At 37.7% G+C, this 22,748-nt stretch carries 27 protein-coding genes; 18 read left to right on the forward strand and 9 right to left on the reverse strand.

The window, feature by feature from the left end; all coding sequences use genetic code 11:
- Nucleotides 1-2: 2 nt before the first annotated feature.
- Entirely contained in the window at nucleotides 3-1,310 is a 1,308-nt protein-coding gene (locus IPM62_00765) for an aminotransferase class I/II-fold pyridoxal phosphate-dependent enzyme (GenBank protein QQS39133.1), read from the forward strand.
- A 198-nt stretch (nucleotides 1,311-1,508) separates the two neighbouring features.
- Here IPM62_00765 and IPM62_00770 read toward each other — a convergent pair whose 3' ends face one another.
- The gene (locus IPM62_00770; GenBank protein ID QQS39134.1) at nucleotides 1,509-2,345 is read right to left on the reverse strand and encodes a hypothetical protein; all 837 of its coding nucleotides are present in this window, start codon (nucleotides 2,343-2,345) and stop codon (nucleotides 1,509-1,511) included.
- A 393-nt stretch (nucleotides 2,346-2,738) separates the two neighbouring features.
- On the opposite strand from IPM62_00770, the gene IPM62_00775 reads away from it, so the two are divergent.
- Nucleotides 2,739-3,506 (forward strand): N-acetylmuramoyl-L-alanine amidase, encoded by a 768-nt coding sequence (locus IPM62_00775; protein ID QQS39135.1) that lies wholly within the window; start codon nucleotides 2,739-2,741, stop codon nucleotides 3,504-3,506.
- A gap of 26 nt (nucleotides 3,507-3,532) precedes the next feature.
- On the opposite strand, the gene IPM62_00780 is transcribed toward IPM62_00775, so the two are convergent.
- From IPM62_00780 to IPM62_00800, 5 genes are all read right to left on the reverse strand, one after another.
- On the reverse strand, nucleotides 3,533-4,003 hold the full coding sequence (locus IPM62_00780) for a hypothetical protein (protein QQS39136.1): 471 nt from the start codon (nucleotides 4,001-4,003) through the stop codon (nucleotides 3,533-3,535).
- A 107-nt stretch (nucleotides 4,004-4,110) separates the two neighbouring features.
- Complete coding sequence (locus tag IPM62_00785) at nucleotides 4,111-5,151, reverse strand: HAMP domain-containing histidine kinase (protein ID QQS39137.1); 1,041 nt, start codon at nucleotides 5,149-5,151, stop codon at nucleotides 4,111-4,113.
- Between the two features lie 6 nt (nucleotides 5,152-5,157).
- Entirely contained in the window at nucleotides 5,158-5,829 is a 672-nt protein-coding gene (locus tag IPM62_00790) for a response regulator transcription factor (GenBank protein QQS39138.1), read from the reverse strand.
- A gap of 38 nt (nucleotides 5,830-5,867) precedes the next feature.
- Nucleotides 5,868-6,986 carry an LCP family protein gene (locus tag IPM62_00795; GenBank protein ID QQS39139.1) on the reverse strand — a complete coding sequence of 373 codons (1,119 nt, stop codon included), beginning with the start codon at nucleotides 6,984-6,986 and terminating at the stop codon, nucleotides 5,868-5,870.
- Between the two features lie 28 nt (nucleotides 6,987-7,014).
- Entirely contained in the window at nucleotides 7,015-8,103 is a 1,089-nt protein-coding gene (locus IPM62_00800) for a queuine tRNA-ribosyltransferase family protein (protein ID QQS39140.1), read from the reverse strand.
- Nucleotides 8,104-8,248: 145 nt separating this feature from the next.
- On the opposite strand from IPM62_00800, the gene IPM62_00805 reads away from it, so the two are divergent.
- The 3 genes from IPM62_00805 (at nucleotide 8,249) to IPM62_00815 (ending at nucleotide 9,376) form a co-directional block, all read left to right on the forward strand.
- Nucleotides 8,249-8,509 carry an RNA-binding protein gene (locus IPM62_00805; protein QQS39141.1) on the forward strand — a complete coding sequence of 87 codons (261 nt, stop codon included), beginning with the start codon at nucleotides 8,249-8,251 and terminating at the stop codon, nucleotides 8,507-8,509.
- A 141-nt stretch (nucleotides 8,510-8,650) separates the two neighbouring features.
- The gene (locus IPM62_00810; GenBank protein ID QQS39142.1) at nucleotides 8,651-9,172 is read left to right on the forward strand and encodes a VIT1/CCC1 transporter family protein; all 522 of its coding nucleotides are present in this window, start codon (nucleotides 8,651-8,653) and stop codon (nucleotides 9,170-9,172) included.
- Nucleotides 9,173-9,193: 21 nt separating this feature from the next.
- The gene (locus IPM62_00815) at nucleotides 9,194-9,376 is read left to right on the forward strand and encodes a hypothetical protein (protein ID QQS39143.1); all 183 of its coding nucleotides are present in this window, start codon (nucleotides 9,194-9,196) and stop codon (nucleotides 9,374-9,376) included.
- A 109-nt stretch (nucleotides 9,377-9,485) separates the two neighbouring features.
- On the opposite strand, the gene IPM62_00820 is transcribed toward IPM62_00815, so the two are convergent.
- Nucleotides 9,486-9,785 (reverse strand): hypothetical protein, encoded by a 300-nt coding sequence (locus tag IPM62_00820; protein QQS39144.1) that lies wholly within the window; start codon nucleotides 9,783-9,785, stop codon nucleotides 9,486-9,488.
- A gap of 122 nt (nucleotides 9,786-9,907) precedes the next feature.
- Nucleotides 9,908-11,887 (reverse strand): hypothetical protein, encoded by a 1,980-nt coding sequence (locus tag IPM62_00825; protein ID QQS39145.1) that lies wholly within the window; start codon nucleotides 11,885-11,887, stop codon nucleotides 9,908-9,910.
- A 184-nt stretch (nucleotides 11,888-12,071) separates the two neighbouring features.
- Between IPM62_00825 and IPM62_00830 the strand changes: the two genes are divergently transcribed.
- The 6 genes from IPM62_00830 (at nucleotide 12,072) to pgk (ending at nucleotide 16,763) form a co-directional block, all read left to right on the forward strand.
- Nucleotides 12,072-12,809, forward strand: a complete 738-nt coding sequence (locus IPM62_00830) for a hypothetical protein (protein QQS39146.1) — start codon at nucleotides 12,072-12,074, stop codon at nucleotides 12,807-12,809.
- 351 nt (nucleotides 12,810-13,160) lie between these two features.
- The gene (locus tag IPM62_00835; protein ID QQS39147.1) at nucleotides 13,161-13,880 is read left to right on the forward strand and encodes a sulfite exporter TauE/SafE family protein; all 720 of its coding nucleotides are present in this window, start codon (nucleotides 13,161-13,163) and stop codon (nucleotides 13,878-13,880) included.
- 105 nt (nucleotides 13,881-13,985) lie between these two features.
- Nucleotides 13,986-14,228, forward strand: a complete 243-nt coding sequence (locus tag IPM62_00840) for a glutaredoxin family protein (protein ID QQS39148.1) — start codon at nucleotides 13,986-13,988, stop codon at nucleotides 14,226-14,228.
- A 1-nt stretch (nucleotide 14,229) separates the two neighbouring features.
- The gene (locus tag IPM62_00845; protein ID QQS39149.1) at nucleotides 14,230-14,898 is read left to right on the forward strand and encodes a triose-phosphate isomerase; all 669 of its coding nucleotides are present in this window, start codon (nucleotides 14,230-14,232) and stop codon (nucleotides 14,896-14,898) included.
- 12 nt (nucleotides 14,899-14,910) lie between these two features.
- Complete coding sequence (locus IPM62_00850) at nucleotides 14,911-15,360, forward strand: RpiB/LacA/LacB family sugar-phosphate isomerase (protein ID QQS39150.1); 450 nt, start codon at nucleotides 14,911-14,913, stop codon at nucleotides 15,358-15,360.
- 353 nt (nucleotides 15,361-15,713) lie between these two features.
- Nucleotides 15,714-16,763, forward strand: coding sequence for a phosphoglycerate kinase (pgk, locus tag IPM62_00855; protein QQS39151.1), 1,050 nt, complete (start codon nucleotides 15,714-15,716; stop codon nucleotides 16,761-16,763).
- Here pgk and IPM62_00860 read toward each other — a convergent pair.
- A complete protein-coding gene (locus IPM62_00860; GenBank protein QQS39152.1) occupies nucleotides 16,760-16,945 on the reverse strand; it encodes a hypothetical protein in 186 nt (61 codons plus the stop codon). The two genes, pgk and IPM62_00860, sit on opposite strands and share 4 nt — an antisense overlap.
- Before the next feature lie 100 nt (nucleotides 16,946-17,045).
- On the opposite strand from IPM62_00860, the gene IPM62_00865 reads away from it, so the two are divergent.
- The 7 genes from IPM62_00865 (at nucleotide 17,046) to IPM62_00895 (ending at nucleotide 22,693) form a co-directional block, all read left to right on the forward strand.
- On the forward strand, nucleotides 17,046-17,180 hold the full coding sequence (locus tag IPM62_00865) for a hypothetical protein (protein ID QQS39580.1): 135 nt from the start codon (nucleotides 17,046-17,048) through the stop codon (nucleotides 17,178-17,180).
- A 676-nt stretch (nucleotides 17,181-17,856) separates the two neighbouring features.
- Nucleotides 17,857-18,969, forward strand: coding sequence for a type I glyceraldehyde-3-phosphate dehydrogenase (gene gap, locus IPM62_00870; GenBank protein ID QQS39581.1), 1,113 nt, complete (start codon nucleotides 17,857-17,859; stop codon nucleotides 18,967-18,969).
- A 47-nt stretch (nucleotides 18,970-19,016) separates the two neighbouring features.
- Entirely contained in the window at nucleotides 19,017-19,661 is a 645-nt protein-coding gene (locus IPM62_00875) for a hypothetical protein (GenBank protein QQS39153.1), read from the forward strand.
- Between the two features lie 5 nt (nucleotides 19,662-19,666).
- Nucleotides 19,667-20,314: an LOG family protein gene (locus IPM62_00880; protein QQS39154.1), complete on the forward strand. Its 648-nt coding sequence runs from the start codon at nucleotides 19,667-19,669 to the stop codon at nucleotides 20,312-20,314.
- A 95-nt stretch (nucleotides 20,315-20,409) separates the two neighbouring features.
- Nucleotides 20,410-21,252: a transketolase gene (locus IPM62_00885; protein ID QQS39155.1), complete on the forward strand. Its 843-nt coding sequence runs from the start codon at nucleotides 20,410-20,412 to the stop codon at nucleotides 21,250-21,252.
- A 46-nt stretch (nucleotides 21,253-21,298) separates the two neighbouring features.
- Nucleotides 21,299-21,670: a four helix bundle protein gene (locus IPM62_00890; protein QQS39156.1), complete on the forward strand. Its 372-nt coding sequence runs from the start codon at nucleotides 21,299-21,301 to the stop codon at nucleotides 21,668-21,670.
- Nucleotides 21,671-21,697: 27 nt separating this feature from the next.
- Complete coding sequence (locus tag IPM62_00895) at nucleotides 21,698-22,693, forward strand: transketolase family protein (GenBank protein ID QQS39157.1); 996 nt, start codon at nucleotides 21,698-21,700, stop codon at nucleotides 22,691-22,693.
- The last annotated feature ends 55 nt before the right edge of the window (nucleotides 22,694-22,748 follow it).

The following is a 22,748-nucleotide window of genomic DNA, read 5'->3' on the forward strand; positions in this document are numbered from 1 at the left end:
ATATGAAACCCGTTTTCTCCGACCATTTTGAAAATATTCAACCTTCAGTAATTAGAGTTGCTCAAATTATATTTAGCAAAAGAAAAGACGGTGTGAAGGCAATTAATGCTGCGATAGGGAATGTTACTCTTCCAATTCATCCTGCAATGTTTGACAAGATGAAGCACTTGACCGGGCAGGAAAGCCCATTTGCGCAAGGAGAAGTCAGCTACTCGGCGACAATCGGAATTAGTGAAGCGAACAAAACGCTTTTACATGTCATGCAAGCTTCAGGGATTGATACGAAATTATTATTTAGTCAAATTACAGATGGGGGGAGTATGGCAATGGAACTGGTTTTAGCTGGAATTAGCGGAAGAGTGAAAAATACCGAAAGACCAATTTTAACGATAGACCCCACGTATGCAAACTACAACTCTTTTGCCAAACGCCTTAGAAGAAAAACGGTAAGTATTACAAGAACATTAAACAATAATGGTCTGTTTGAATTACCCAAAGAAGAAGAAATTGTGAAAGCGATAAAAAGATATAAACCCAATGCAGTGTTAATTATCCCCTACGACAACCCGACGGGACAACACTGGTTGTTTGACGAACTTATTGGTCTAACTAAAATTGCCGTAAAAAATAATCTGTGGATAGTAAGTGACGAAGCATATCGAGAGTTATACTTTACCAAAAAGAAACCGGTAAGCATTTGGTCGATAACCGAGAAAATGGTACCCGGAATAACCGGTCGGAGAATAAGTATTGAAAGTGCGTCAAAAGTTTGGAATGCATGTGGTTTAAGGATCGGTGCAGTTGTCACAGATAACTTCGAATTTCATGAAAAATGTGTAGCCGAACAAACAGCTAATCTTTGTGCAAACACAATCGGACAATACGTGTATACGGGATTATTGGATGAAACGAAAAAAGACTTAAGTGCATGGTTTCGAAGTCAAAGAGGGTATTATAAAAGTCTAATAGAAAAAACTGTATCGGCCTTTAAATCATTGGATAAAAGACTAATTGTGTCTCTTCCTGAGTCATCGATTTACTCGGTAGTTGATGTTAAAAATATTACCGGAAGTAATTTCGATGCGACAGATTTCGTAAAATATTGTGCAAAATACGGCAAAGTAAAAATGGATGATACTTACTGGACTTTGTTGGTTTCACCTATGAGCGGTTTTTATAATTCATCTAAAGACAAGAAAAAAGCGTCAACCAAGATGCGCTTGGCATACACCGAGACACCAGACAAAATTGAAAAAATTCCACACTTATTTATGACACTTTTGTTGGATTATCTAAGGCAAAAAAAGTAAAATACCCGACAATATTCCTTAATATTTTAATTAGACTCTCAATTAATTATGTTGCAAGATGTGGAACATTGGTTTGCAGATTATTGATCGTAAGATTGTCGAGTTGTTATTAGGTGCAAATCCCAAAAACCGCGAGTATTTGCACTCGGATCTTCGTGAACACTATTTAATAAAATATACAAATTAAGAAATCGATTATTACTCAGGAAAGATTTTGTTGTAGTAAATAAAGTCGGCAATCTGACGGCTCATAAGATTAAGCCCCTCATTGGAAGGGTGGATAAAATCATTTGAAATATATTGCGTATCGACCAAACCATCATCCTTAAGTGAAGCAGTATACACATCAATAAGCGGGATTCCTTTTTCAAGCGCGAAGCGTTTATGATTTTCTATGTAGGCGATACGTTCTTTGACCCAATAGCTACTTTGCTCTTGCGACAAATGATAAACGTCCCTGGCAAAATTGTCCGGATTGGGAGCTATTGGTGTCATAAAAGCGATAACCGAACCGGGTTTTTCTTTTAGGATTTGTAAAACGCTTTGTTCCAAAACGTCAGTCTGCATTTTTAATCCTTCCTCAAGGGGATATTCAGAAAGCGGGTTATATGCAAAACTTTCAAGTATTATCAGCTCAAAGCCTTGTTTTAATATTGCTTGATTTGATGACTCGCGGTTTTTCGTCCAACTAGTTAATCTTTCCGGTAGTGATAAAATATTTGTTGCCCCGTAACCGTAATTGTAATTCACGAATTCACTGTCGGGGTAATAGTAAATCAAGTATTCACGTAAAATGTTTGCATTTAGCCCCAAACTTTCAACGATTGAATCGCCAACAATTACAGTTCTATACGATCGACTTTTGGGTATTTGGGGAATTTTGTACGGAAATATGTAAGGGGTTGGAGTAGGCGTTGATGGATTTGTTAGTTTATCTAAGTAAGTAACACGATTTTCTTTTTTGGTTGATAAATTAACCACCTGGAAAATAGTAAATAAGGTAACTATGGCTAATACTATGTGTTTATTACTCACAAGCAAAGTATAACTTATTGCTCGAATAATAATTACTTAAAAATACGGCTACACTTTGTGTAATAGTTTTTTGTCATTTGTGAGATTGGGAATTTATTTGCTTGAGCTGTTTTATTCGAAATGGCTTTTAATTTACATTTAGAAATTTCTTAGGATCAGTAACTGTAGATAGCGATATCCGTAGACATTTTTATGTGCTTTGTGGCTAACTTATATAATATTCTACTTAAATTGGTGTTTGATTCACGCGGTTATTGTTTAGCTTAGCCATTTCCGGTATTTACATTGTAAGTGGTATATATAAGTGATCCGTACAACATCTTGTGTAAATCACAGCTTAAGTTAAGATTTATCTGCTAAAAATTAATTTTATAAATGGTAAACTTATTGCTTGTGACTAATAGATTAACAATATTATTGGCAGTTGCAGGATTGTTGCTTGTATTTAATGGTGTTATTTATTTTACTGCAAGCAATGAAGCAATTACCGGCGCGCCGCCATACGGGGAATTTGAAAGTGAGATTCCCAACTTGGATCCCTATGCTTGGGTAAAAAATTGGAAGCGTCCGGATGGGCCAGCAAGAGTTGGTTTACAGGTGGGACATTGGGGGAGCAAAGACTTTCCCGATGAACTTGCAAAACTAAGAAACAATACGGGAGCAACGGGTGGGGGAATTGCTGAATGGGAAGTAAACAAAAAGATTGCTGAAGAAACAGCTGCGATGTTGGAAAAGGAAGGCGTTATCGTTGATATTCTCCCCGCAACCGTCCCCGTAAGTTATCAAGCTGATCTTTTTGTAGCTATACACGCTGATGGAAGTGAGGACACAAGAAAATCGGGTTTCAAGCTGGCGTCTCCCTGGCGTGATTATACTGGCAACTCCGCAGAAATTGTCCGAATTATCGAGGAGGAGTACGCACAGGCTACTGGTTTAGAAAAAGATCCAAATATAACAAGAAATATGCGCGGATACTATGCTTTTTCTTGGTGGAAATATGAGCACTCGGTACACCCTGCAACTACCTCGCTCATTATTGAAACCGGTTTTCTAACAAACTCATCCGACAGGAGATTGTTGTTTACCAATCCCGAAGTACCTGCCGGAGCGATTTCTAAAGGAATACTAATATATTTAAACAATAAAGGATTGACAAATTAATTTGTCAACGAACGAAAATAATTTTCTTAGATATAAATTCCTTCGACCTCGTTTACATAATTTGTGCAAAGTACACTGAATAATTTTAAATCCAGATTATGGTATTTCGCCCATGCCTTGAGTGCCTTTAGTTTGTTGGCAAATTTTCCCTTGTTATTACCGTATTCAAAACTACCGTTTGTTAACAAAAATGCCTCCGCTATGTCATCTTTTTTGAAAAGGATTATCCTTTTTTGTCCTGCCGTAATCGTTTTGTCGCTGACTAGTTGGTCTAATCTCTGGGGAAAATTGCTCATGAAATCCGTCTTTCTTTCTTCGTTTACAGCGTCGACAACCGCTTGAACATCAAGCGAACTTAAATTAAAGTTATCCGCGAGTCTTTTGTAAACCGGTTTTTGTGTGTTATTTTTCCTTGTTTTTAGGGCATGGTTTGTTGCTCTGGTTAGTGAGACTAAAGTACCCAGAGTCAGCATATATAACACTAAGTTGTTATCCATAAACTTATGTATCCAATTTAAAACCCAATGCCAAGATTGTTAGATTGATTTGGTTTGGTCTTAAATTAGAATTAGGATAACCTTAGCAAGATAAGTTGAGAATTTGCTTAGAATTTGCGTTGTTGTTTGACGGGGAGTTTGGTGGTAAATGTTGTACCTTTACCGATTTTACTTTTGACAGTAATTTTTCCGTTATGGTTATCGACAATATTTTTGGCAAGTGACAATCCTAATCCGAAACCGTCAATGTTAGCTTTACTTCTGGATCTGTCGACGCGATAGAATCGGTCAAATACGTGGGGAATATCTTTTTTGGGTATTCCGACCCCTGTATCGCTAAGTGAAAGTACAAAATATTTACCCTTTATTTTGGACGTAATATCGATTTTTCCTTTTTTACCCGTATATTTAAGCGCATTGTCGAGAAGGATAGTTATAATTTTCTCAAAATTTTCTTTTTCAGCTTCAATTTTGCCGAATATTAGATGTGTGTGTATGTCTACTTCAGCAAGTGTTGCTACGGACTCGAATTTGCTAACGACGTTTGTGATGCATTTTGAAGTTTCAAATTTTTCTACCTTTAAATTGGTGTCTTTGTCATGAAGACGCGCGAGATTTAATAGATTAGTAATCAATTTGTGCAGATTGTCCGCCTCCTCTAAACAATCAAGCAAAACCGATCTGGCATCCACCAGTTTCAGTTTTTTGTTTCGCAGGGTTACCTCGATTGTTGTTTTGATTGCGGTAACAGGAGTTTTTAGCTCATGTGATGCGTCGATAACAAATCTTTTTTGGTTTTCCAGAGTACTTTCAATCGGTTCAAGTGTTTTGCTGGCCAGAAACGAACCGGCTACGGTAGCAAACAATAAAATGAAACCATTTAGGTAAACCAGACTTATGATTAATTTTTCATTAACCTTTTCGAGGTCTTTTTCAAAAAACGGGGAAGGTATTGGTGTAACCTCGAATCCATAAGCACCGCTTTTGAATTGTTGTTCGATTAAATAGAATTGCTTTTCCAGCACTACTGTTATTTCCTTATAAATAATAAGACTAAAGATAGTACTTACCACCAACGCAAAAATTACATACCAGATTGTAAGTTTTATCCTGGCAGATTGGAACATGTTACCTAAATTAAATCGCATATGGTATTAATCAATTCTATAACCAAATCCTCTTAAGGTTTTAATCATTGGTTTCATATTCGGAAATTTCTTGTCAATTTTGTTTCTTAAATATCCGACATAAACTTCGACAGTGTTTGGTAATACATCGGCATCGAAATTCCAAACATTCTGAATAATTTGGTTTTTCGTTACTATTGCGCCTTTGTTTCTCAATAAATAATTAAGCAGTGCGAATTCCTTCTTTGACAATTTAATGCTTTTCCCGTTTCGTTTTACTTTATAAGTAACCGTATCAAGACTAAGGTTGTTTGCCGTTAGTACAAGTCCGGTACTTTGAGAGGGCCGTCTTGACAGCGCTTTGATCCGTGCCAGCAATTCTTCAAAGGCAAACGGCTTGGAAAGATAATCATCGGCACCCAGATTCAAGCCCTCAACTTTATTGTCAATTTCCGCTTTGGCTGTAAGCATGAGTATTGGGGTATTAACTTTTTCCTTTCTTAACTTAGAACATACTTGCATACCATCCATTCCGGGGAGCATTAAATCAAGCAAGATCACATCGTAATTTTCACTTCCCGCCATGTCGTAACCAGTTAAACCATCCAGTGCAATATCGACTGCATAAGATTCTTGTTGAAGACCTTTTTTTAGCGAGTTAGCAATTTTGGCTTCATCTTCAATTATTAGTATTTTCACTCCATAATTATACTTTTTTTGTTATCGATTTGCTGAAGTTAGTGTGAATTTAAACTGTTTGCTATAAACGCATGAACGGGATTCCACTTGTCCGCGCCTTCTTTCGGGATCAGAATGTAAGCCCCCGCTTCACTGGTTGTATTGGAAAAAACATTGTCTGTGGTTAGATTAATACTGTTAATTTCATACTCATCAGTATTACCGACAACGTTAATTAAATCCGTTACTCCCGCGAAATCAAAATCAGTTCTTATAATACTTCCAATTGTATTTACAAATTCCATTGGGTTGTTTAATGCTCCAAGTGCTAATAATTTGTTTTTTGTAGCAACCAAGATTGCTTGTTGTCTAATACTGCGAGCAAAGTCTCCACCGTGTTGGTCGGAGTGTCTGGATCTGACAAACTTCAGAGCCGTTTGGCCATCCATATGGCTTGTGCCTTTTTCAAAATGTAAATGTTCATATCTGCATGTAAATTGTTTTTCCAGATCGAAACCCGAGAAATCAACATGAAATTTATCAATTTCTTCAGGAGAAAATCCGCATGTTTCGTTTTCTAAGCCCTTTATGGGATAAAAATAATCGTCAAAATCAACCGGTATCTCAACCTCTATCCCGTCTAAAAGATCGATTGCCTGAGAAAATTTGGCAAAATCTACCGATACAAAATAATCTACAGGAATACCCGTTACAGTGGTAACTGCATATTTTGCCATTTCACCGCCACCCAGTTCACCTTGGTATTGCGGTTGTTTTAAACCATATTGAGAATCATCTAAGCCAATCGCGTGTGCCATGTTTATTTTAAAATGTTGCGATAAATCAGATCTAACTGGCAAATTAACCCATAGATCACGGGGTATAGAGATTAGTGCAACCTGTTTGGATGCATAATCCAACCGAACCAGCATTAACACATCAGACAAGGTGCCTCCATCATGTCCTGCCCCTCCATAACCAAGCAAAAGTACACTTATCACACTTTCGGTTTTGGGAGTGGGGATGGGTTTTGATGGAAAATTATTGGTTTCCTGAAAGGTATTTTTTTTCGAGAAGACGTTGGTAAAACCCAAAGTGGTGTAAGAAACTGCGGCAGAGGCGAGAAAGAAAAATACAATCAACAAAGACGCTTTTGCTGTTTTGGGCATTTTAGACATGGTTTAAGTTTAACACGCGGGGCAAAGATTACTGCTGTAATTTTTCCATTAAGATAGAATAAAATCTCAAATTGTGTATTGTCGAAAGCCTTAGAGCTGACTGCTCTTTGATTCTAAATAGGTGTGCAAGGTAACTCCTTGAATATTTGGTGCACAAAAGACAATCGCATGCGGTACTTACCGGAGACAGATCTTTAAAATGTTTTTCTTTGTCGGGAACGTAGTAAGAATAAAAATTCTCAGCGTGAACGTCGATATTGTTAATCGTATCTGCGTTATAAACGTACAGTCTTTTGTGTCGCGCATCTCGAGTGGGGAGAACACAATCAAAAATCTGATATCCAAGCTTTACGCAACCTACAATTTCATCGGGTTTGCCGACACCCAGCCCGTAGAGCAAATAGTTTTCGGGTGCGTTTTCGGCGATTACTTTTGCGACTTGGTAATTAAAATTGTTGTCTTTGTCGATTGGCCAACCACCGTAACCTAAACCATCAAAACCGATCTCGACAAGCCTTTGCGTACATTCTTTTCTAAGGTCGAGAAATTCACCCCCCTGAACAACGGCCAGTAAGTAAGGTTTGTTGTCTTCCGACAATTTCAATCTTGTGCATTGCCTGTCGAATTCGTCTTTGCTTTTTTTTGCCCAGAGAATAGTTCTTTCGACCGTTTCTCTGGCTGACTTTTCAGTTGCTTCAGGATCGGTGAAATCGTCAAGTACAACCGCCATGTCGGGTTTGATTAACATTTGAAATTGAATTGATTTCTCAGGAGTAAATAGCACCTTTTTGTTTCTTGAGAGACGAAAAGTTACCCCAATATCTGTAACCGCCTTTTTTTTGCTATCTTTTTTTGCAATGCTCATTACCTGGAAACCGCCGGAATCGGAAATTAGACCACCATTCCAATTCATAAACTCGCGGACACCGTTTACTTTTTTAAAAATATCTTTGCCCAGTTCCCGATATAAGTGCCAGGTGTTTACCAAAATTCCCGGGGTATGGGTGTTTGCAATATCAGTTTGGTCAAGTGTTCGAATTACGGCACGTGTAGCATCGGGGAAGAATACAGGTAGTCTAATATTTTTCTCCTTGGATTTAAAAAATTCATGTTTCATTGTGCTAAGTATAACAACAACGCTCGGATATTTCTTGTTTGTAAAATAAAATGCTATACTTGTCAAAGTTCTTTTGATACTTCATTGGTTAGGTTTCCTAAAGATGCAAGTTCCCAATAGAGCAGTTTTGCGGAGGTGAGTAAATTTGAGTAAATTATACGTAGGTAATCTTGATTACAATGTAACTGGCGATCAGCTTAGAGATCTTTTTGCTACAGCAGGAAAGATACTTGATGCCGTAGTTATCACAGATAAATATTCCGGAAGAAGTAAAGGTTTTGGTTTTGTGGAATTCGAAAATGACGAAGAGGCCAAAAAAGCAATTGAAATGTTTAATGGTAAAGACTTCCAGGGAAGAAACTTGGTTGTAAACGAAGCTCGTCCTAAAGAGCCTAGAGAAAACTAATAGTTTCCAGATTATTGCTACAAAACACACTCCTTACTTGTCTTTTGGCAAATACGGTTTTGTGTTTTGTAGCATAATATCTGATCTTCTTTGTTCTTCAAACGTTTGCCTTAAACTACACATAAGATTATTATTAACTCAGTGAGAGACAAGTCTATTCCAACAAAAGCTGCTTTTTTGCGTGACTGTGTATTTGCGGCAAATGATGGAATAATCACAACCTTTGCAATTGTTGCAGGAGCACAAGGCGCTTCTTTTTCAACTTCCGTTATCTTGATTATGGGAATTGCCAATTTATTGGCTGATGGCATTTCAATGGGGGCAGGAAACTATTTAGGAGTTAAATCGGAAAAACAGTATAGAGCTGCCAACGGAGACGACGACGATGATAATGGTACTCCTTTTGTTCATGGCTTAATTACACTCTCGTCCTTTGTGATAATTGGTTTAATTCCGTTAATCTCTTTTTTACTTCACTTGACTAACGCTTTCGAGATTTCAATTGTTATGGTTTTTATTGCACTGTTTACAACCGGATATATAAGGGGGAAGTATGCCAATAAACACAGTCTACAAGCTGCCATGGAGACTTTGTTGGTGGGTGGATTTGCGGCGCTTACAGCGTATGGCATCGGATTTTTGCTCGATCATTTCGTAGTATAGGGATGGTTGGAGGTGATTAAAATGAAGGTATCAAAAAAAGACATGCGGGTGATTGCACAAATGTTAATGGGTGGAGCAATAGTCGCGGTTTTGTTGTCGGGTCTTGGATATCTCGGAACCGACATCTGGCTGGCTTCGACGCAATGGTTATTGGTAGCAGCTGTTCTTGCTCTTTTTGGTGTGTATTTGAGGATGGATAGATAAAGTGAGATGAAAACACGAATAGTGAGTAAGTAGCGAGTCTACATAATGTGAGAAGGTGGCGTAGTTTGATATTGCTAATCCTAATAACTAACAATGGAAGTTAGTGTAGTTACAGACCCGGGACGCTAAACGTGAGAAGATTGACCCCGAGTGCTTGACCGATAAACTGCATAACCGTCCAAGAGAGAAAAACTATCAATAAACCGACAAACGCACTTTTTAATTGACCCTTGGCTGCTTCTATTTTTTCTTTGTTACCCATTGATAGCATCCATCTTATTCCACCCGTTAGAAACATAAAAAAGAATAAAACAACTGCAAGAACAAAAATAATTGTAATTAGGTACTGAACAATGGGGGATATTTCAACGTTTTGCAAATTTTCAAATCCTTGAGGAGTATCTAACATGTTTTAAGTATAAAACGAATTTTAAGTGATTGTAAATTAGGGAATTTGAAATCTTTGTTTGGAAAGCAATAATATTTTGAATTATGCGTAAAATAAAGCGAATCTAGTAGAATTGGTGTCTTTCAAGCCAAGTAACCGTTTACAATAGTTTGTTGTTGAGATAAATCTACTGCCGCAAAGAATTTTAGTAAAACATCTTCACCATTTTTTTTACTACGTAGTTTGTCGACAAACCTCCAAAGTTTATCGACCCATTCGCGTCCCCCCTCCGTCCTAAGTGTTGCACTGTATTCGCCCATCATGGCACTTGGAAATTCAATATCTTCAGGTTTTCCTTGTACCATTTGTTTACGAATAACTTTTGCAATTGGTTCTTTTAAAACATCTCTCCTGTGTGCATGCGATTGAATTACTTGGGCTAATCGCATAAGTTCATTACTTTGCCCCTGTGCTATGCGGCGGCTACTTGAAAAAGCGTCTTGTGTGGGGATTTCGTGAAGAGCGTGTTTGTGTCCATTGTGTTTGTTTGTTAAGACTGAGTCGTAATGCGCATTTGCCGTTACCGATAATTGTCTATAGCCGGAATAAAAATTATCTCGTTCAATTTTTCGTGTTGTGTCAGAAACATATGCCGCACTTGCAAGATTACCAAAAGATTTGCCCAGAAAACTATTACGTACACTTGTGGAAGTTGTGATTCCTGAGGCTACTTTTGCAGGCTGGAACGGATGGTTTTCGTTTCCTTCATTTATTGCTTTCAAAGCCGCTTTTCTTGCATATAGAAGATATTGTGGGTTTCTGAGTAAATTATCTCGTGCTATCGCATCACCAGGTAAATCGTCGAAAAAGAAAACACTAGTAGAATTAACATACTGCTCTTTAATAACTGAACGCTGGTGATTATTAAGTAACTTTATTAATATACTTGCCCCATCTTCCTCTATTGTTTGCGGTGTTATTTCATCAATAGCTCTGACTATTACACTTTGTGTGCGATCTCTAATATCCTCAAGTCTTTCTCCTTCTGCATTTACTAATTCCTGACGCAGAGCTGTCAAATTGCCGTGTTGTTGTGTGTCTGCAAATAACTTGGAAAGAATTCCAATTTCTGTTGGCGATAAAGGTTTTCGTAGAATATAATTACTAATTGATTTTCTAAGCTGATCAGGATTAAGACTGCGTATTTTATTTTCAAGTTGTCTTTGTAGATAGTCAGGGTCGTCTAGATTGACTCCTGCAATCTCAAATGCTTTAGCAATTTGCGTCCATTGGACACCATCTTCACTAGCACCAACAATTCTTTTATCGAGTTTGTAAATCAATAATTCATGATCACTATCCATTCTCATCTTTTCACTAAAGTGTTCACCTTCTGTTATTGCGATCTGATTTTGACAATATTCAAAACTTGCACAACAACTACTTACCAGTGAGGTTGTTTTTGAGTCAACAGATAATTGCATGGCGTCAAATGCAGAATGAAGCCTGGCAACTTGACCCATCGACATTCTGACAATGTGTTTTCCAGATTGATTTTTTTCAATTAAGTAGCCAATTGCGTGTTCAAAATCAGATTCACTTACAGGTTTCGTCCGGGGTGTGATTCCAATTTTTTCCGAAAAGATTCTCAGTTGTATCAGTTGAGCGTCGCGTACTTTGTCTATAATTGCCGCTGATTCGTTGACACCTTCACTTTTCATTCTGTACCACGTTTCTCGGTTTCTTGAAATTTGGAGTGACTCATTTCTTGTAAATGGATTTGCAGCATCATGGAGCCAATGTATTGTTTCTTCGACTCTTGTTTCGATGTCAGGGGTATGATTACTAGTAAGTATTCCGGGTTCAAAACCAACATGACCAACGGTTTTTCTTTCTCTTTGAACGACTTGGAAAAATCCGCTTCCCATGGGAATTCTTTCACTTATCTCTAAAGGCAATTCTCGGTTTGCCCTTAGAACGAAGTTGTCGCTTAACCTTAAATGTTGTGTAATATTTTGCACTGTATGATGCAAGGGGTGATCGGGAGAAGTTATGGGACCTTTGAAATCTCTTGCATTTAGTTCTATTTCGCGTTTTTTTTCATACGTTAGAGTTTCATCCATGGTGTTTAATAGAGCGCAAAGCGTTCATAGTTACAAAAAATATATTTTAAAGCATTATTGTTTAAAAGTTATCGAGAGAATTAGAATAATCACTTTGAATAGTAACATTAACAAAATAATTTATATAGCAATAATAAAACGAAACTTTTTTTAAATCATTCTTTGGTCTACTATAGTATTAGTAATGACAAGCAAAATATTTCTCTCTCTTTTTTTAGCAGTTTTAGCTTTTTCAATTTCCAGCAAACTTGCCATGGCTTCAATTGTTGTTGTCGAGTCGTCGGGAGAATTGATTGTAAACGTTTTATCGTTGGAAGACGAAAGCGGTTTGGAAATTCCCGTAAGTGAACAAGTCACTGTGACAAGTACAGCTTCGTCAAATCAGAAATCCGACTCTACGGTAACCTTAACCAAAGAAAACGGTCTAATTGTTCTTAATGTCGAGACCGATGGAGCCAGTCATAAAATGGACGTTTCGGATTATCGGGACGAAGTTGTAAAAATCGAGGAACGACCTCAAGTAAATAAAATGTCAATATTTATCAAAGAAAATAAATTTAACATCGAAGAATCGGGTGTCAGGGCTACGACCGATTATGAAATTACGGTTGATCCGGCAAGCGCAAGATTAATGCTTAATGCCCCAAGTGGAAAGCGGTTTTTATCCGTTAATCCCAAAGAAGCAACACAGACTTTGCTTCGGGCAAAAACGTTAACTAAGTACGACAACGACGGCGTGACGATAGAAGAAATACCGGGAGGAGATCTCGCCTACAAGATTGCTGGTGCCAAAGAAATTAATGTGTTTAATTTTTATACATACCCCGTTAGTATTACGGCAAGTGTTTCGGCGCTTACGGGCGAAATAGTTGCCGTGGATCAACCTTCGTGGTTTAGAGTTATCGGATTTTTGTTTTCTTAACCGTCTCAACTTAGGGCTTATTCTCGTTAAGTCTAAAACCACTGATTTCAATCAGTGGTTTTAGATCGAATCCTTATTGAGAAGACGGATACTACCGACTTTTGTCGGTAGAGGACGTCATTCATTTATATTAAAGCGTGCTTGACAATCACCGTCGGGTTTTACATACTTGCGATAAGTATGACAATAAAACTGATTTATTTAATCGAATCATACTTCAACCAAACCCGAAGAAGTCAAGTATTGGTAACGAGAGCAAGTTGATAGCTTTTCATTTTGGTCAAAAAAGAAAGTACGGTTAATAATAACAATGATGCATAATATTCCTTATTGTAAATTTATTACTACTACATGGTTGAGATAACTTATCCGATCGCGTTAATGGCTGGAGTTGTATCCTTTTTGTCTCCGTGTGCTGTTGGTTTATTACCGACTTACATAGGTTATGTAACCGGGATTGCAATTGAAGATCTCAAAAAGAAAGGATATAAACCATATCGCAAGAAAATGATTCTGGCTAGTCTGCTCTACACTTTGGGTTTCTCGACGGTTTTTGTATTGCTTGGTACAACCGCTGCCGGCTTAGGTGTAATCTTTCGGCAATACAGTTTGCCGATACAGCAAATAGGAGGATTAATTATTATTTTTTTTGGACTCGAATTTTCTGGTCTGATTCGACTTCCATTTCTATCAAAAACATATAAGTTTTCTCTTCCGACATGGGTTGAAAAAACACATTACGTCAAGTCGTTTTTGGTCGGTGTGATTTTTGCGACTGCATGGTCACCGTGTGTAGGAGTAGTTTTAGGGTCGATATTGGCTTTGGCTGCCACTACGCATCAGGCGTTAAGTGGGGCGATGCTATTATTTGTATATTCACTTGGTATTTCTATACCGTTTTTGATTGTTACATTTACGTTAATTTCGGCACCGAAATATTTGAAAATATTTACAAAATATACTCATATCATTTCGATAATAGCAGGATCAATACTTGTGATAGTTGGGCTAATGCTTGTCACTAATACTTATCGGTATTTAAATACTTATGTGTCCAATTTATTAAACTAATAAATTTTCGAAAAAGGATAGATTATTTATAGTATGAAAAAAACTCCTCATTTAGTAGAATAAAGATATCGCTAAAGTATTTGATAAAAAAAGGAGGTGGTACTAATGACAGTAACAGTTTATTCAACAATGACATGTCCGTATTGCAAAATGCTAATGGATTATTTGGATGAAAAACAAATTCACTATACCAAAAAATTAGTCGACCAGGATGAGGATGCCAAAAATGAAATGGCAAATATCTCCGGGGGTTTTTTGGGTGTTCCTTATACGGTAGTCGACAAGGATGGTTTGGTAGAAAAAGTGGTTGGTTTTGATAAAAACAAATTAGATGAAATCTTAAAATAATATGATTTTTGTAAACTACAAAACCTATAGCAAGGGAAGCGGACTAAGTGCTGTGTCATTAACAAAAATTCTTGAAGAGGTTTCAAGAAGTGAACACATAAAAATTATTCCTGTTGTTCAAGCGATTGATGCTGAATTAGTGATTGACAGTACGCGGTTGGATGTTTGGGTACAACACATTGACCCGATTAGTTATGGAGCTCATACCGGTTGGACTTTACCGGAAGAAGTTGTCCGCATCGGGATAAAAGGAGTATTTTTGAATCATTCGGAACATAAATTTGCCGATTGGGAAAGTCTGGTAAAAGCCAGGGCAAGATGCGAAGAGGTAAATTTATCTACATTGATTTTTGCCGAGGATACAGACGAATTAGTAAAGATAATAAATTTGAAACCCGATTTCGTTTCATATGAACCTCCCGAACTTGTAGGGAACGAAGAAACATCAGTAAGTGAAGCAAAACCGGAAGTAATAGCTGAGGCTTCAAAAATCGCAAAAGCAAATAGTTTACCTTTAATCGTTGGAGCCGGTATCAAGTCAAAAAAAGACGTAACAACGGCGCTTGATTTGGGGGCTACAGGTATTGCCGTTGCAAGCGGTATTGTCAAATCGGAAGATCCAATGGCGAGTTTAATGGATTTGGTTGAAGGTTTTAAAAATAGCTCTTAGAAACACACCGGTATGACAATCTATTTGGGAACAGATCACAGGGGTTACAAATTAAAAGAGAATATTTTTCAGTGGCTTGTTGATGGGGGACATTTGGTTGAAGACTATGGTGCATATGAACTAAATCCTGATGATGATTATACTTTGCATGCCGAAAAGGTTGCCTCAGTCGTCGCACGCGAGAAAGAAGCTTTTGGAATTCTTTTGTGTGGTTCTGGAGTCGGAATGGCAGTAGCTGCCAATAAGTTTGATAATATACGAGCATCGGTAGGCAAAGAAGTTGATCAGGTAAAAGCGGGCAGATGTGATGATGACTTAAACATTTTGGTTATTGCGGCTGACTTCACAAGTGAAACGGAAGCTAAAGAAATGATAGAGACTTTTCTTCAAACACGGTTTGATGGGGAGGTTAGACACGTAAGAAGATTGGAGGATATAAAAAGAATCGAGGCGAATAATTAAAAAGAAATAACAAGCGTCCTTTTTTAAGTATGTTATTTTTGCACGAAGTCTTTAGGAGACATGCAAGTGCTTGCGGATGGACACCCACCACCAAACTTACATCCGCGCTTTCCCCATTCGTCAGATTGTGGATTTGTGTTAAATCTTCTCAATCTTGGTTCTAACAAATAAATTTCCTGCCTCATCTTAAACAAACTAGCCGGTGGAGAATAGTATGTAAAGAGCACACACCCATCGCAAGTTTTATGTTCCATGAAAGGTGTCATAGGATTTAGGTTAGTAAATTTCAACTTTATCAATAAACTTCTTATGCTATACCTTGTAGTTAATATGCGTAAGTTTTATCATGAGATATGAGCCTTATTGCGAGTAAACAAATAAATGCACAAGGAAAGCTTGCGTTTCTTCGTGTAGATTTGGATGAAGACAATTTTGACAATCCAAGAATAAAAGTCGCCCTCCAGGTTTCAAAAGAATTACTAAAACAAAATCCCAAAAAATTGGTAATTTGCGGACACAGAGGACGACCAAAGGGAAAAGTCGATAAGCTGTCAATGTCTATTTTCAAAGCGTTTTTTGAGAATGAAATGAAAAGACATGTAGAATTTATCACCTACGAAGATTTTCCGTTTGGTAATAAATTCAGCTCGTCAGATCACCAAGTTTTTTTAATGGAAAACTTAAGATTTTGGGAAGGAGAAACCGGTAATGCAAGTGAGTTTGTGGACAATCTATACAGTTATTTTAGCCCTGAAATATACATCAATGAAGCATTTGCCAGTAGTCATAGAGAGCATGCATCTATCTTTGGTTTGCCTAAACTTATTAAAACCAAAGGCGGTCAAATTGTTTTTGGAGAAAGATTCATAAAAGAGATTGAAATGCTGGAAAAGGTATTAAACGATTCATCTAAACCGTCGCGTGTTTATATCAGCGGTATCAAGGAAGATAAACTAAAATACATTGATGCTTTTAAGGATAAGTTTGATGAAGTGTTGGTTGCAGGTCGGCTTCCCGATTTGATGGGAGAAATAGACAAAGACCCGATTACGCAAAGGCTAATTAATTCAAACGTTGTTGTGGCAAATCTTAATCAAGATAAAGAAGATATCACAATTAGATCAATTGAAATTTTTGAAGAAGCAGCCAAAGGGGCAAAGACAATTATTGTCTCAGGCCCGATTGGAAAATTCGAGGATGAAGGTCAAAGATTGGGAACAAAGAGAGTGTTTACGGCAATTGCCAATTCTAATGCTTATAAGATAGCAGGGGGTGGAGATACCGAAGAAGCAATTAAATATTTTAAACTGGAAAACAAATTTGATTGGATTAGTACAGGTGGAGGAGCAATGCTTTATTATTTGGAGAATAAGACAATGCCGGGAATTGATGTAAGTCTTTAATTGTCTGAATGTCTAATGGGATCCGTTTCTATGTCACCAGTTATGAAAGATCCATCGTTGCCAATTCCTGTGGCATCTTCCTTGTCATAATTATGACCTGTTTCATCTTCTAGAGGCGGGTTCGTATTATCATCGTACTCGTCCTTTCTGTCAGGTGGATCATTTTCAATAGTAAAATACATTTTAGAGTAATACTATAACACACACTTGATAAGGTGGGGCGCGTCTACTAGACTGAATATATGACCCTAATGCTACTAACGTGGGTGTCGTGGGTTATAAATTATGATTAGAGTTGCTATTAATGGTTACGGAAGAATAGGAAGACTTGCCTTTCGTGTAATTGCCAAAAGTCACGAAAGCGAAATAGAATTGGTTGCAATTAACACATCAGGTAGTATGAATACCGCTGGTTGAGCGTATTTAACGAATTACGATAGTTCATATGGAAAGTTTGAAACGGTTATTAGGTCTGAAGAAATTTCAGATCCTAAGGATGTAACTGCAAACTCAGGTGAGAATACTATTGGAGTAGAAGTGCAACAATGAACAAGGTAAATAACTATGAAAAGTTGAGAGATTTTATACAGAAACCTTCGATTGGGACTTTGATCCTTTGGTTGAACAAGTCCTTTAGAAAGTTGTGGAAGTGGTGGATTGTTTTGTTAATTATCATGTTCGCTGTTCCTTGTGTGAAATATCGCATCCCATTGGATCCAGCAATGGACAAGGAAGTGATGCATAGTTTTCAAAACTATTTTGAACCATGCTCGAATGTCAATTTATGGAAGACTTATATTAATTTTGGTTATACATTAATTATTCCAGTAGTTTTACCTTTACTTATAGTTGTAAGCTACATTTATCACAGGAGAGGGCAAAGATCTGAGATATATGATAATCTCCTTTCTTGGTTTGGTATTATTGCTTTACTAACCTTTTCATATCCAATAGCTGGTTTAATTTTCGACTTCATGTTGATTCCTGTAGGAATATATTTCAATTTCATTTAATGTCTTTACCTTTACAACCTGCCTTGATAGACTGAATATAGATCTACGTTGCTGCAATCTAAGCTTGTAGTAAAACAATAATTATGATTAGAGTTGCTATTAATGGTTACGGAAGAATCGGAAGACTTGCTTTTCGCGTGATTGCCAAAGCCCACGAGAGTGAACTGGAATTAGTCGCGATAAACACCTCTGGTAGCATGAATACTGCCGGTTGGGCATATTTGACTAATTACGATACTTCGTACGGAAAATTTGAAACTGTAATTAGATCGGAAGAAACAAAAGACCTCAAAGAGGCAACAGATGATAATCCCGAAATTGGCAACTTTCTATATCACGACAAAAAGGTTCCCGTTTTGGCACAAAAAGACCCCGAGAAACTTCCTTGGAAAAAGTACAACGTCGATGTTGTGATTGAAGCAACCGGTGCATTTACCACACAAGAAGGTGCACATAAACACGCGATAGCGGGAGCAAGAAGGGTAGTAATTTCTGCTCCGAGTAAAGGTGAAAATGTGGGAACGTATGTGATTGGTGTCAATGAAGTAAAAGGGAATCCGGAAGTAATTTCAAATGCGAGTTGTACAACAAATTGCGTTGCACCTGTTGCGTCGGTTCTTCATTCTGCATTTGGGATTGAGAAGGCATTAATGACGACAATTCATGGTTACACCGATGATCAAAGATTAAAAGATAACTCGCATAAAGACTTGCGACGAGCTAGAGCCGCTGCCGAAAATATTATCCCGGCATCAACGGGAGCGGCTATTGCTACAACCGAGACAATTCCTGAGCTGAAAGGTTTGTTTGATGGCATGTCACTAAGAGTTCCGGTTGCCACAGGTTCAATAACAGACTTTACAATACTTCTTAAAAGAAATGTCACCAAAGAAGAAGTAAACGAAGCTCTCAAAAATGCAGCTGAAAACAATGCAATATACAAAGGAATTCTGGCAGTTACCGAGGAGCCGTTGGTTTCTTCTGACATTATTGGAAGGACGGAAAGTGCAATTGTTGATTTACCGCTAACGCAAGTGGTTGCCGGCAATTTAGTAAAAGTTTTTGCCTGGTATGATAATGAGTGGGGATATACCAATAGATTGGTGGAACAAGTAGTAAGAGTTGGTCATACATTAGGATCTGAAATTGCCCCCAGTGATCCGATTTCCCTTTCCCACCAAATGGAAAGCTAATGATTTAAGTGACTTTGGTTGGCTTATTTAATTAAAAGAATTTTGAAATGATAATAATACCCTCGATTCTTACAGGAAAGTTAGACGAATTTGAAAGCTTAATGCAGGTTGCACGAAGTTCAAAAGGAATTCATATAGATTTTATTGACGGAGTTTATGCGGACAACACAACAATCACACCCACAGAAATTGATCTAACTAAATACGATAACAGATTCTTTGATGCGCATGTGCAGGTTGCCTCTGACAGTTTGGATAATTGGGTTGAGGAATCCATTAACGCTGGCTTTGACAGAATTATAACTCAGTACGAAAGTATAAATCAGTTTGAAAAGTACTTGGCAACAATAGCTCAAGCTGGGAAAATTGCCGGAATCGCTTTTGATCTTAATACTGACATACCTACAAATACAAATATTTATAAAAATATCCAAACGGTTTTGGTTATGAGTGTTAAAGCCGGATTTGGAGGTCAGAAGTTTGATAATTTGGCACTTAACAAAATTAGCTCCTTGGCAAAAATAAGAAAGGAAAATAATTTAAATTTTTCAATCGGTGTTGATGGGGGAGTTAACGAAGATAACATTAGAAATATTTTTCAAGCAGGAGCTGATGAAGTAGTAATTGGAAGACGGTTGTTAAAAGGAGACTTTAACGCTAATATATTAAAATACGAAAAAGCATTAATCTAAATTATATGACAGATCAAACAATCGGCGGACATCAACCAATCAATGCAAAGCTAATCAGGCAAGTTGCATATTTTGGATGGGCAGACACACAAAGGGAAGATCCGTTGTACGAAGAAGCCGTTGAATGTGCCAAATTTTTAACGCAAAAGGGATATGTTGCAATTAACGGCGGTGGGCCTGGTACCATGCGGGCAGTGACAGAAGGAGCTAAAGAAGCAGGAGGAACCGCAATTGGTGTTACTTTTTATCCCAAAGATATTACTAATTTCGAAGGAAGGGACATGGAAAACAAATTTGACCAAGAAATTGTTACAGAAAATTATCTGGAAAGGACACTTAAACTTCTGGAACTTGGGGATATTTATGTAGTCTTCAATGGAGGAACAGGGACTGTTTCTGAATTTGGTATGACGTGGGCAATGGCAAAACTTTATTTTGGCCGTCACAAACCACTTATTTTGTACGGTAAATTTTGGCACAATATAGTAAATGCTTTCCGAGACAATATGCACGTTGGGGATATTGCCTTTAAAGTATTTAGAATTGTCGAAACTCCCGACGAAGCTTATGAAGCAATTTTGTATTTTGAAGAAATGCTTGCCAAAAACGAAAACCGAGTTTTTAATCCTCCCGAAAAGCCCTTCCAGCTGTAGAAACTTCGGTTTAATGATTTTGTCCTCTTCACTTTGAATTCTAATTAAACTAGCAATAGAGCAATCAAAATACTTTTGCTACACTGATATAAAAGATGACGATTGAAGAATTGGAAAAAGAAGCAAATAAAGCACGCATTGATCTAATTAACATGCTACTTACTGCCGGGTCTGGGCATTCTGCAGGGCCTTTGGGGACGGCTGATCTTTTTACGGCACTTTACTTTGCTATTTTAAATCACGATCCCGAAAAACCTGACTGGGAAGATAGGGATCGGTTGTTTTTGTCTTGTGGACATTACGCACCAATTCGCTACGTTGTAATGGCAAGAGCGGGATATTTTCCCAAGTCAGAACTTAAAACACTTAGAAAGCTTGGGTCAAAACTCCAAGGACACCCCGAAAGAACTAAAATGCACTCGCTTGAAAGTACGTCGGGTCCTTTGGGTGAAGGCCTTGCCCAAGCAGCGGGGTATGCTTATGCGGCCAGGATGGATGGTAAAAGATACAGAGTTTATTGTGTTACAAGTGACGGTGAACATAATGCCGGCAATCACTGGGAAGCGGTACTTTTTGCTGGGAAAAACAGAATGTCCAATTTAACTACTTTTATCGACCGAAATAATATTCAAATAGATGGATTTACAGAGGACGTGATGCCTCTTGAGCCTTTGGAAGAAAAATACAGATCCTTTAATTGGCATACTCTGCATATTAACGGCCACAACATGGAAGAAATAATCGATGCAGTAAATCATGCAAGAGCAGTTTATGAAAAACCAACGGCAATTATTTGCCACACAATTCCGGGAAGAGGGGTAAGTTTTATGGAGAATAAATTTGAGTGGCATGGCAAACCGCCAAATAGTGAGGAAGCCCAAAAAGCGTTACATGATATTAGAACATTGGGAGGAAAGATTGTTAGTGAGCATGAGTGATGGACTATAAGTTAATGAAGCGAATTAGTTAATTGAGTATATTTGAATGGTGGGAACTTTTAAAGATTTGATAATTTGGCAGAAGGGTTTGGAATTGTCTATGAAAGTAAGAAAACTAACATCTAGATATCCAATTGATGAGAGGTTTGGTTTGGTTGAACAAACCAATAGGTCATCAAATAGTGTGATTGCTAATATTGCCGAATCGAGTGGAAGATATCATTATTCTGATAAGATACGAGTGCTATATATCAGTAGGGGTGAATGCTTTGAAACTCAGAGTCATTTGTCTGTAGCATACAATCTGGGATATTTGGAAAAGTCGGATTATGACTTATTGGACATTGAATACCAAGGTTTAGCAAAAGGGATTAATAGTTACATCCTTAGTATTAGAAAATCTAAATCAACCAATTAACTAAAATTACTTGTTTACTGTATTTATATGTTAAACAAAAAATTAAAACTAAACGAAAGTGTATTTAACAAAGATGTTGAGAAATCGCCAACCAGAAATGGGTTTGGTGAGGGACTGGTTTTGGCTGGGGAAAAAGACGATAGGATTGTGGTTTTGTGTGCTGATCTTGCCGAAAGTACCAGGGCATCGGTTTTTAGAGATAAATATCCAAATAGGTTTATCGAAGTAGGTGTAGCCGAACAATTACTTGCGACACTTGGTGCAGGATTTGCCGCTTACGGAAAAATTCCTTTTATTGCCAGTTACGCGGCTTTTTCACCGGGAAGAAATTGGGAACAAATAAGAACGGCAATAGCACTAAATGATGTTCCGGTTAAAATTGCCGGTTGTCATGCAGGGGTTTCGGTTGGAGAAGACGGGGCAACTCATCAAGCACTAGAAGATATCGCAACGATGCGTGTAATTCCGAATATGATCGTTGTCTATCCATGTGATGTTAATGAAGCAGTGAAAGTTACTTATGAAGCTGCATTTAATTCAAAGCCGACATATATAAGATTTGCACGAGAGGCTACGCCGGTAATTACATCTAAAGATACTCCCTTCGAGATTGGAAAAGCGCAGGTTTTTTGGGAGAGCAAAAATCCGCAAGTAACGATAATTGCCGCAGGGCCTTTGGTATATGAAGCCCTAAGTGCAGCAAATAAATTAGATAAACTTGGAATTGAAAGCACGGTAATAAATTGTCACACCATAAAACCACTTGATACCGATACTATTTTGCAATCGGTTATGGCAACGGGGTGTGTTGTAACGGTTGAAGAGCACCAAATTGCAGGGGGCTTGGGTGGAGCGATAGCTGAAACACTTTCTCAAAATTATCCCGTACCAATGGAATTTATTGGTATGCATGACACCTTTGGAGAAAGCGGAAAACCGGATCAATTGCTAAAAAAATACGGCATGAAATCCGATGATATTGTGATTGCCGCCAAGAAGGTGATTAAAAGGAAAAACTCCTAATCACACAATGCTCCTATTGGACAACAGCATTTGCCAAGTTTGCAATCTGCGACAT

The organism is Candidatus Woesebacteria bacterium, from assembly GCA_016700095.1.
GTDB lineage: Bacteria > Patescibacteriota > Microgenomatia > UBA8517 > UBA8517.

What these genes read in the sequence shown, in the direction of transcription:
- IPM62_00780 (QQS39136.1), bottom strand. Translation starts at nt 4,003, where the DNA reads ATGGATAACAACTTAGTGTTATATATGCTGACTCTGGGTACTTTAGTC.
- IPM62_00875 (QQS39153.1), top strand. Translation starts at nt 19,017, where the DNA reads ATGATAATAATACCCTCGATTCTTACAGGAAAGTTAGACGAATTTGAA.
- IPM62_00845 (QQS39149.1), top strand. Translation starts at nt 14,230, where the DNA reads ATGATTTTTGTAAACTACAAAACCTATAGCAAGGGAAGCGGACTAAGT.
- IPM62_00795 (QQS39139.1), bottom strand. Translation starts at nt 6,986, where the DNA reads ATGTCTAAAATGCCCAAAACAGCAAAAGCGTCTTTGTTGATTGTATTT.
- IPM62_00880 (QQS39154.1), top strand. Translation starts at nt 19,667, where the DNA reads ATGACAGATCAAACAATCGGCGGACATCAACCAATCAATGCAAAGCTA.
- IPM62_00800 (QQS39140.1), bottom strand. Translation starts at nt 8,103, where the DNA reads ATGAAACATGAATTTTTTAAATCCAAGGAGAAAAATATTAGACTACCT.
- IPM62_00820 (QQS39144.1), bottom strand. Translation starts at nt 9,785, where the DNA reads ATGTTAGATACTCCTCAAGGATTTGAAAATTTGCAAAACGTTGAAATA.
- IPM62_00890 (QQS39156.1), top strand. Translation starts at nt 21,299, where the DNA reads ATGGTGGGAACTTTTAAAGATTTGATAATTTGGCAGAAGGGTTTGGAA.
- pgk (QQS39151.1), top strand. Translation starts at nt 15,714, where the DNA reads ATGAGCCTTATTGCGAGTAAACAAATAAATGCACAAGGAAAGCTTGCG.
- IPM62_00850 (QQS39150.1), top strand. Translation starts at nt 14,911, where the DNA reads ATGACAATCTATTTGGGAACAGATCACAGGGGTTACAAATTAAAAGAG.
- IPM62_00815 (QQS39143.1), top strand. Translation starts at nt 9,194, where the DNA reads ATGAAGGTATCAAAAAAAGACATGCGGGTGATTGCACAAATGTTAATG.
- IPM62_00835 (QQS39147.1), top strand. Translation starts at nt 13,161, where the DNA reads ATGGTTGAGATAACTTATCCGATCGCGTTAATGGCTGGAGTTGTATCC.
- IPM62_00840 (QQS39148.1), top strand. Translation starts at nt 13,986, where the DNA reads ATGACAGTAACAGTTTATTCAACAATGACATGTCCGTATTGCAAAATG.
- IPM62_00830 (QQS39146.1), top strand. Translation starts at nt 12,072, where the DNA reads ATGACAAGCAAAATATTTCTCTCTCTTTTTTTAGCAGTTTTAGCTTTT.
- IPM62_00825 (QQS39145.1), bottom strand. Translation starts at nt 11,887, where the DNA reads ATGGATGAAACTCTAACGTATGAAAAAAAACGCGAAATAGAACTAAAT.
- IPM62_00785 (QQS39137.1), bottom strand. Translation starts at nt 5,151, where the DNA reads ATGCGATTTAATTTAGGTAACATGTTCCAATCTGCCAGGATAAAACTT.
- IPM62_00860 (QQS39152.1), bottom strand. Translation starts at nt 16,945, where the DNA reads ATGTATTTTACTATTGAAAATGATCCACCTGACAGAAAGGACGAGTAC.
- IPM62_00885 (QQS39155.1), top strand. Translation starts at nt 20,410, where the DNA reads ATGACGATTGAAGAATTGGAAAAAGAAGCAAATAAAGCACGCATTGAT.
- IPM62_00895 (QQS39157.1), top strand. Translation starts at nt 21,698, where the DNA reads ATGTTAAACAAAAAATTAAAACTAAACGAAAGTGTATTTAACAAAGAT.
- IPM62_00765 (QQS39133.1), top strand. Translation starts at nt 3, where the DNA reads ATGAAACCCGTTTTCTCCGACCATTTTGAAAATATTCAACCTTCAGTA.